Source organism: Actinomycetospora sp., from assembly GCF_055612215.1.
Genome location: NZ_JBVPVA010000819.1, coordinates 1 through 6,111 on the forward strand (window position 1 = coordinate 1; position 6,111 = coordinate 6,111).

The following is a 6,111-nucleotide window of genomic DNA, read 5'->3' on the forward strand; positions in this document are numbered from 1 at the left end:
GCCCGCCGGCTCCTCCTCGTCGGGCCCCTCCGCCTCCGTCGCGACGGCGGGGCGCCCCTGGTCGGGGAGGATCCCGAGCGCGGAAGCGACGAGGTCACCGAGGTCGTCCGCCTCCACCCCGCACAGCCGGGCGACGGCGGGCGCGGGGACCCCGCTGCGCAGCAGCCCGACCGCGGCCGACCCGGGCTCCGCGCCGCGCTCGAGCGCGGCCACGGCGGCGAGGGCCGCGGCCGGGTCGTCGACCAGCACCCCGAGGAGTCGCCGCGCGGCCGACTCGTCGGCGTGCTCCACGGGCTCGGCCGTGTCCGGGGCCGCGACGGACCGCGGCACCGACGGCTCGGTCACCGGGTCCTCCTCGGTGTCCGGCCCGATCGCCTCGACGGGCTCCTCGGCCGGCCCGGACGACGCGGGCCGGCGCGGGACCGCCGGCTCGGTCACCGGGTCGTCGTCACCGGTCGGGCCGACGCCCCCGACGCCGGGTGCGGCCGCCACCGACGCACGCTGCCTGCGTGCGGTCCGCCCGGCCCGCGCACCGGCGACGAGCAGCACCACCGCGACCACGAACAGCACGACGGCGACCACGATCCACGTCGTCGGCGTGTGCAGCAGACGCTCCCACGCCCCACCCACGTCCATGAGCAGGGAAGATACGCGCCTCGGGCCCGACGGACGGGCACCGAGGCGTCGTCAGGCGCCCGCCGCGTCGTCCTGGCCGGACGAGCGGTCCGGAGCGGGCGGCGGGGGCGGTCCCTGGCGCAGCGGCACCAGACCGCCGGGCGGCGGGCCGTAGCCCCCGGGCCCGCCGTAGGGCCGCGGTCCGCGCTGCGGCCCGGGCCCCCACCCGCGCGGTGTGCTCGGCCGCCCGGAGTTGGCGACGAGCTCGTCGAGGTGGTTCTTGACCCGCACCAGCTCGTCGAACACCGTGTCGCGCTGCGAGCGCAGCTCGGCGAGGGCGGCGCGGGACTCGGCGTGCTCGGCGAGCAGCGACTCGGCGGCCTTGGTGCGGACCAGCGCAGCCTCCTGCTCTGCCGCCTGGAGGATGCCCCGCAGGCGCTCGTTGAAGGCGTCGACCCCACCGGGATCGCCGCCCGCCGAGGACCCCCCGGACGGCGCCGGCGACGCCGCGGACGCGTCGACCGGCGGCGGCGTCGTGCGCGAGCCCTCCTGCAGCGTGGCCGCGAGGTCGCCCCGCTCGGGGGCCTCCTGCGGCTCGGCCCGGCGCCGCTCGCGGACGGCGAGCTGGGCCCGGAGCTGCGCCACCATGCGGCGCAGCCCCGCCACGTGCTCGTCGACCTGGGAGCGGTCGTACCCGCGCAGGACCACGTCGAAGTGCGGCCCCTCGGCCTCCTCCGGCGCGTCCGGCAGATCCAGGTAGTGCTCGGCGTCGGGGGGTGTACGGCCCCGCTCACCCGTCGTCATACATCACCTCGTCGGGGCCCGGCGCTTCTCACCGGGCGCGGTGTCGATCGTAGGGATGGGTTGCCCGACGCCGCGAGACGCCGAACGGCCCTTCCGTGGGCACGACGACCCGCCGGGGGCCTCCCGCACGCGCCTACCATCGGGGACGTGGACACCGAACTGCGGCAGACGCTGCACCGCCGTGGCCTGCGCATGACGCCGCAGCGCCAGCTGGTGCTCGACGCGGTCTCCGAGCTCGGGCACGCCACGCCCGAGGCCATCTGCGCGAAGGTGCAGGAGATCGCCCCCGCGGTGAACATCACCACGATCTACCGCACGCTCGACCTGCTCGAGCAGCTCGGGATCGTGCGGCACACCCATCTCGGGCACGGCGCACCGACCTACGCGACCGGTGAGCACGAGCACGTCCACCTGGTCTGCCACCGGTGCGGCACGGTGGACGAGGTGGACGCGTCCCTGCTCGACGACCTCGGCGGGACGCTGGCGAAGGCGGTGGGCTTCACGCTGGACCCGACGCACGTCGCCCTGTCCGGCCTGTGCGCCCGCTGCGACGCCGAGAGCGACGAGGAGCCCGTCGGGCACACCTCGAGGGAGGGATCCGCATGACACGGTCACCGCTGCTGGACGTCCCCGGGGCGATCGGGCACCCCGACGGGTCCGAGGGCGGTCCCGACGCCGACGTCGCCTCCCACCACGGCGACCCCTTCGCCGAACAGCGCGCGGCCTCGCGCCGCGCCGCCGTCGTCGACCGCTCGCACCGCGGCACCGTCGTCGTCACCGGCTCCGAGCGCACCGGCTGGCTGCACCTGCTGGTCTCCCAGCAGGTGGCCGACCTCCCCGAGGGCCGTGGCACCGAGGGCCTCGTCCTCGACGTGCAGGGCCGCGTCGAGCACCACGCGCTGATCAGCCACGTCGACGCCGGCGTCGCGCCCGGCGACTCGGGGCCCGCGCTGTGGCTGTCGGTCGAGCCGGGGACCGCCGGCGAGCTCGCGGCCTACCTCGACAGGATGCGCTTCTGGTCCGACGTCGCCGTGCACGACGCGAGCGACGACGTCGCCCTGCTCTCGGTGGTCGGTCCGCAGGTCACCGACGTGTTGACGGCGGCCGGCGTCGAGGTCCCGACGGAGCCCGAGGGTGCCCTGGCGCTGTCGGGCGGCGGCGTCGTCCGCCGCGTGCCGTGGCCGCTGGAGACGACGTCGGTCGACCTGATCGTGCCGCGGGCGGACCTCACCACCTGGTGGGAGCGGCTGCGGGGGGCCGGCGCCGCCGCGGCCGGCCTCGATGCCTACGAGGCGCTGCGGGTGGCCGCGCTGCGCCCGCGCCTGCACGTCGACACCGACGACCGCACGATCCCCCACGAGGTCGGCTGGATCGGCTCGGCGGTGCACCTGACCAAGGGCTGCTACCGCGGCCAGGAGACGGTCTCGCGGGTGTCGAACCTCGGCCGCCCGCCGCGACAGATGGTGCTGCTGCACCTGGCCACGGGCGACGACGCGCTGCCCCCGCCCGGGACGCCGGTGCTCTCGGCCGAGGGCGGGCGGTCGGTCGGGCGCGTGGGGAGCGCGGTGCGCCACCACGAGCTCGGCTCCGTGGCGCTCGCCCTGGTCAAGCGCTCGGCCGTGGCCGGGACGGGCGACACCGGTCCCGCGACGCTCTGGGTCGCCGACGACCGCGAGGAGGGCGCGCCCGGGCCCGCCACGGTCGACCCGGACTCGGTGCCGCCGGACTCCGGCGAGCCGCCGGGACGCGCGGCGGTGCGCCGGCTGCACGGGTGAGCTCCCCGGTCCTGCTCACCCGCGCCGCGGTCGACGCCGCGGCCGCGGTGCTCGACGGGATCGCGGTGCGGACCGCGGTCGAGCCCCTCGCGGCCGTGCCCGGCCTGCTGCTCAAGCGGGAGGACACCCAGCCCATCGGAGCGTTCAAGCTGCGCGGGGCGTACCACGCGGCGGCCCGGCTCGCCGCCGAGGTGCGGGCCGCGGGCCTCGTGACCCACTCGTCGGGCAACCACGGGCGGGCCCTGGCGTGGGCCGCCGCCCGGTTGGGGGTGCCGGCGACCGTCGTCGTCCCCGACGACGCCGTGGCGGCCAAGGTCGAGGCGATGGCGGCCCTCGGGGCACGGCTCGTCCCGGTCCCGGCCGACGAGCGGGAGTCCGCCGCGGACGCGGTCGTCGCCGAGACCGGCGGGGCGCTCGTCCCGCCCTACGACCACCCGGACGTCATCGCCGGCCAGGGCACCGTCGGCGCCGAGATCGCGGACCAGCTGCCCGACGTCGACCGGGTCCTCGTCCCGGTGGGCGGCGGGGGCCTGATCTCCGGGATCGCGGTGGCGCTCGCCGGCACCGGGATCTCCGTCGTCGGCGTGGAACCGGAGCTCGCCGGGGACGCCGCGGAGTCCAAGCACGGCGGCCGCCTCGTGCGTTGGGACCGGGCCCGGGTGGCCCGCACCGCCGCCGACGGGCTGCGCGCGGCCCGGCTCGGGGAACTCACCTGGCCGCACGTCGAGGCGCTCGTGGACGACGTCGTGACGGTGTCCGAGGCCGCGATCGAGCAGGCAGCACGGCTGCTGCACGGCGCCGGCGTACCCGCCGAGGCGAGCGGCGCCGTGGCGACGGCGGGGGCCCTGGAGCACCCCGGACTCGTGGGGACCCGGACCGTCGCGGTCGTCAGCGGCCGCAACGTCGACCCCACCTGGGTGGCGCGGGTGCTCGCCGCGTGACGACCGGCGCCCGCTCGGGGTCGTCCGGTCGACGCGCGCACCGCTCGGGCGGGTGACAGCGCGGGGCGGCGTCCCGCACCATGGAGGCCATGATCGAGTTCCGACAGGGCGGTCGGCGGCGGATCGACCGCGTCCTCGACCCCGGCTTCCTGGCCGCGATCGGGGACCGCTCACTGGACGAGCTCCGGGCGATGCGCGACGACGCCGCCCAGGAGGAGACCGATCTGTCCTACCTGCGCCGCCTGCTGCACGCCCGCATGGACATCGTGCGCTTCGAGGAGCACCGGCGCGCCGACGGTGGTGACGGCTCGGTGATGGACGCGCTGCCGCGGATCCTCGCCGACAACGCCCTCGGCCCGGCCGCCGGCCGCGGACGCCACCAGACGGTGGAGCCGTCGCGCGCCGAGTCGCACCGCCGCCACGTCGAGGCCCTGCTCGCCGACACCGGGCTGTCCGACGTCGCGAGCCTCACCGACGCCGAGCTCACCGAGTGCACGGAGGCCTACGCCGCCGAGGAGGCCTCGGTCTCCGACCACCGCATCCGCGTGCAGCAGGTCATGGACGCCTGCAACGACGAGATCGGCCGGCGCTACCGGGAGGGGTCGGCCTCGGTCGACGAGCTGCTGCGCCGGGAGCGCGAAGGTGCCTGACGGCTTGTGAGCACTTTCCCGTGCCATAGGGCGGACTAGTGCTCACGAGCGCGCAGCGCACCTAATTGGCCCGCTCCCGGATGGCGCGGACGGCCCAAAAGTCGCGCAGGCGGCGGTAGCTCGCCATGGCCCGCTCCGCGTCGCCCTCGCGCAGCGCGTCGAGGGCCTCGCCGACGTCCTCGGCGGAGGTGTCGGCGGCCAGCGTCTCGTCGTCGAGCAGCTGCACCAGCCCGCCGTAGTCAAGCTCCACCAGCGACCCGGCGTCGAAGTGGCGCAGCCAGCGGGCGGTGTCGCGCAGGATCTCCGACGGGCCGCCGTCCCCGAGCGCGGAGCTCAGCAGCTCGGCGGCGGAGTCGGCCCGCGCGAGCGCGTCGGCCATCGAGACCCGCCAGTAGCAGCGGCGACGCGCCTCGGAGCCGGTCGGGGCGTCGGCGGTGGCGGAGTCGTCGCGGGCGAGCACGAGGACCCGGTCCGCCGGCTCCACGAGGACGAACCACGGCAGCGGCACCGTCCAGGTGGCCGACACCACGTGGGTGGCGCTCTCCCCGAGCTCGGCCACCACGGCCTCGGCGCGCGAGCGTGCCGCCGACTCCTCGTAGTGCAGTGCCGCCGCCCGCAGCACCGGCGACTCCGTGGACAGGAACCCGACGAGGGCCGCGGCCGCGCGGGGGCGGGTATCGAGCGGGCAGACGAGCGTCGTGGGGCCGAAGCGCGGAGGCGACGGGGCGGCCTGGCCGGGCCTGGGCGCGTCGGCGCTCTCCGCGAGCAGGACGTCCGCCGGGCCCTCCGTGGCCGTCCCGTCGATGCGCTCACCAGGCAGCAGGCGCACCGGGACCCCGAGCTGTGCGCGGAGACACACATCCCGTTCGCGGACCCCCGCCTGGGTGACCGGCACCGCGCCACGGGCGAGTCCGGCCCGGACACGCTGGGCCAACGGCCCCGAGAGCGCCCCCAGCGGCTCGTAGACGCGGAGGTAGCAGGCGAAGGGGGCGGGCACGGGCGCGATGGTGCCACGTCACGTCGCACCGGCGTTCGGACACACGGTATGGTGGAGCTACGAGCATTTCTATGAGATGAGGGGGGCCGCCGGTCGTTCCGGCCGCCCCCCGCCCTGTTCGAGGGGGTCATTGCCCATGGGACGCGGACGAGCCAAGGCGAAGCAGACGAAGGTCGCTCGCGAGCTCAAGTACAGCTCCCCGACCACGGATTTCGACGCCCTGCAGCGGGAGTTGGCTGCCGGGGACCCGTTCTCCCGGTACACGAGCGACGACGACGACCACGCCGACGCCCGGAGCTCCGAGTACAGCTACGAAGAGCGCTGACCCC

Annotated in this window: 8 protein-coding genes; 5 read left to right on the forward strand and 3 right to left on the reverse strand. The window is 76.6% G+C overall.

The window, feature by feature from the left end:
- Both AC0CYZ_RS22325 and AC0CYZ_RS22330 read right to left on the reverse strand, forming a co-directional pair.
- On the reverse strand, positions 1–636 hold a 636-nt coding region (locus AC0CYZ_RS22325), incomplete at its 3' end, for a hypothetical protein (RefSeq protein ID WP_472219376.1).
- Between the two features lie 51 nt (positions 637–687).
- Positions 688–1,419 (reverse strand): hypothetical protein, encoded by a 732-nt coding sequence (locus tag AC0CYZ_RS22330; protein WP_472219378.1) that lies wholly within the window; start codon positions 1,417–1,419, stop codon positions 688–690.
- 147 nt (positions 1,420–1,566) lie between these two features.
- Here AC0CYZ_RS22330 and AC0CYZ_RS22335 point away from each other — a divergent pair, with 147 nt between their 5' ends.
- The 4 genes from AC0CYZ_RS22335 to AC0CYZ_RS22350 all read left to right on the forward strand — a co-directional run bounded on the left by AC0CYZ_RS22335 (position 1,567) and on the right by AC0CYZ_RS22350 (position 4,785).
- A complete protein-coding gene (locus AC0CYZ_RS22335) occupies positions 1,567–2,025 on the forward strand; it encodes a Fur family transcriptional regulator (RefSeq protein ID WP_472219380.1) in 459 nt (152 codons plus the stop codon).
- Positions 2,022–3,194 (forward strand): CAF17-like 4Fe-4S cluster assembly/insertion protein YgfZ, encoded by a 1,173-nt coding sequence (gene ygfZ / locus AC0CYZ_RS22340; protein ID WP_472219382.1) that lies wholly within the window; start codon positions 2,022–2,024, stop codon positions 3,192–3,194. The genes AC0CYZ_RS22335 and ygfZ overlap by 4 nt, the downstream gene beginning before the upstream one ends.
- Positions 3,191–4,135, forward strand: a complete 945-nt coding sequence (locus AC0CYZ_RS22345) for a threonine ammonia-lyase (protein WP_472219384.1) — start codon at positions 3,191–3,193, stop codon at positions 4,133–4,135. The genes ygfZ and AC0CYZ_RS22345 overlap by 4 nt, the downstream gene beginning before the upstream one ends.
- Before the next feature lie 89 nt (positions 4,136–4,224).
- Positions 4,225–4,785 carry an RsiG family protein gene (locus tag AC0CYZ_RS22350; RefSeq protein ID WP_472219387.1) on the forward strand — a complete coding sequence of 187 codons (561 nt, stop codon included), beginning with the start codon at positions 4,225–4,227 and terminating at the stop codon, positions 4,783–4,785.
- 61 nt (positions 4,786–4,846) lie between these two features.
- Here AC0CYZ_RS22350 and AC0CYZ_RS22355 read toward each other — a convergent pair whose 3' ends face one another.
- A complete protein-coding gene (locus AC0CYZ_RS22355; RefSeq protein WP_472219389.1) occupies positions 4,847–5,782 on the reverse strand; it encodes a DUF8083 family protein in 936 nt (311 codons plus the stop codon).
- 136 nt (positions 5,783–5,918) lie between these two features.
- Here AC0CYZ_RS22355 and AC0CYZ_RS22360 point away from each other — a divergent pair, with 136 nt between their 5' ends.
- Complete coding sequence (locus tag AC0CYZ_RS22360) at positions 5,919–6,107, forward strand: DUF3073 domain-containing protein (protein ID WP_472219391.1); 189 nt, start codon at positions 5,919–5,921, stop codon at positions 6,105–6,107.
- Positions 6,108–6,111 lie beyond the last annotated feature (4 nt).

What these genes read in the sequence shown, in the direction of transcription:
- AC0CYZ_RS22330 (WP_472219378.1), bottom strand. Translation starts at nt 1,419, where the DNA reads ATGACGACGGGTGAGCGGGGCCGTACACCCCCCGACGCCGAGCACTAC.
- ygfZ (WP_472219382.1), top strand. Translation starts at nt 2,022, where the DNA reads ATGACACGGTCACCGCTGCTGGACGTCCCCGGGGCGATCGGGCACCCC.
- AC0CYZ_RS22350 (WP_472219387.1), top strand. Translation starts at nt 4,225, where the DNA reads ATGATCGAGTTCCGACAGGGCGGTCGGCGGCGGATCGACCGCGTCCTC.
- AC0CYZ_RS22360 (WP_472219391.1), top strand. Translation starts at nt 5,919, where the DNA reads ATGGGACGCGGACGAGCCAAGGCGAAGCAGACGAAGGTCGCTCGCGAG.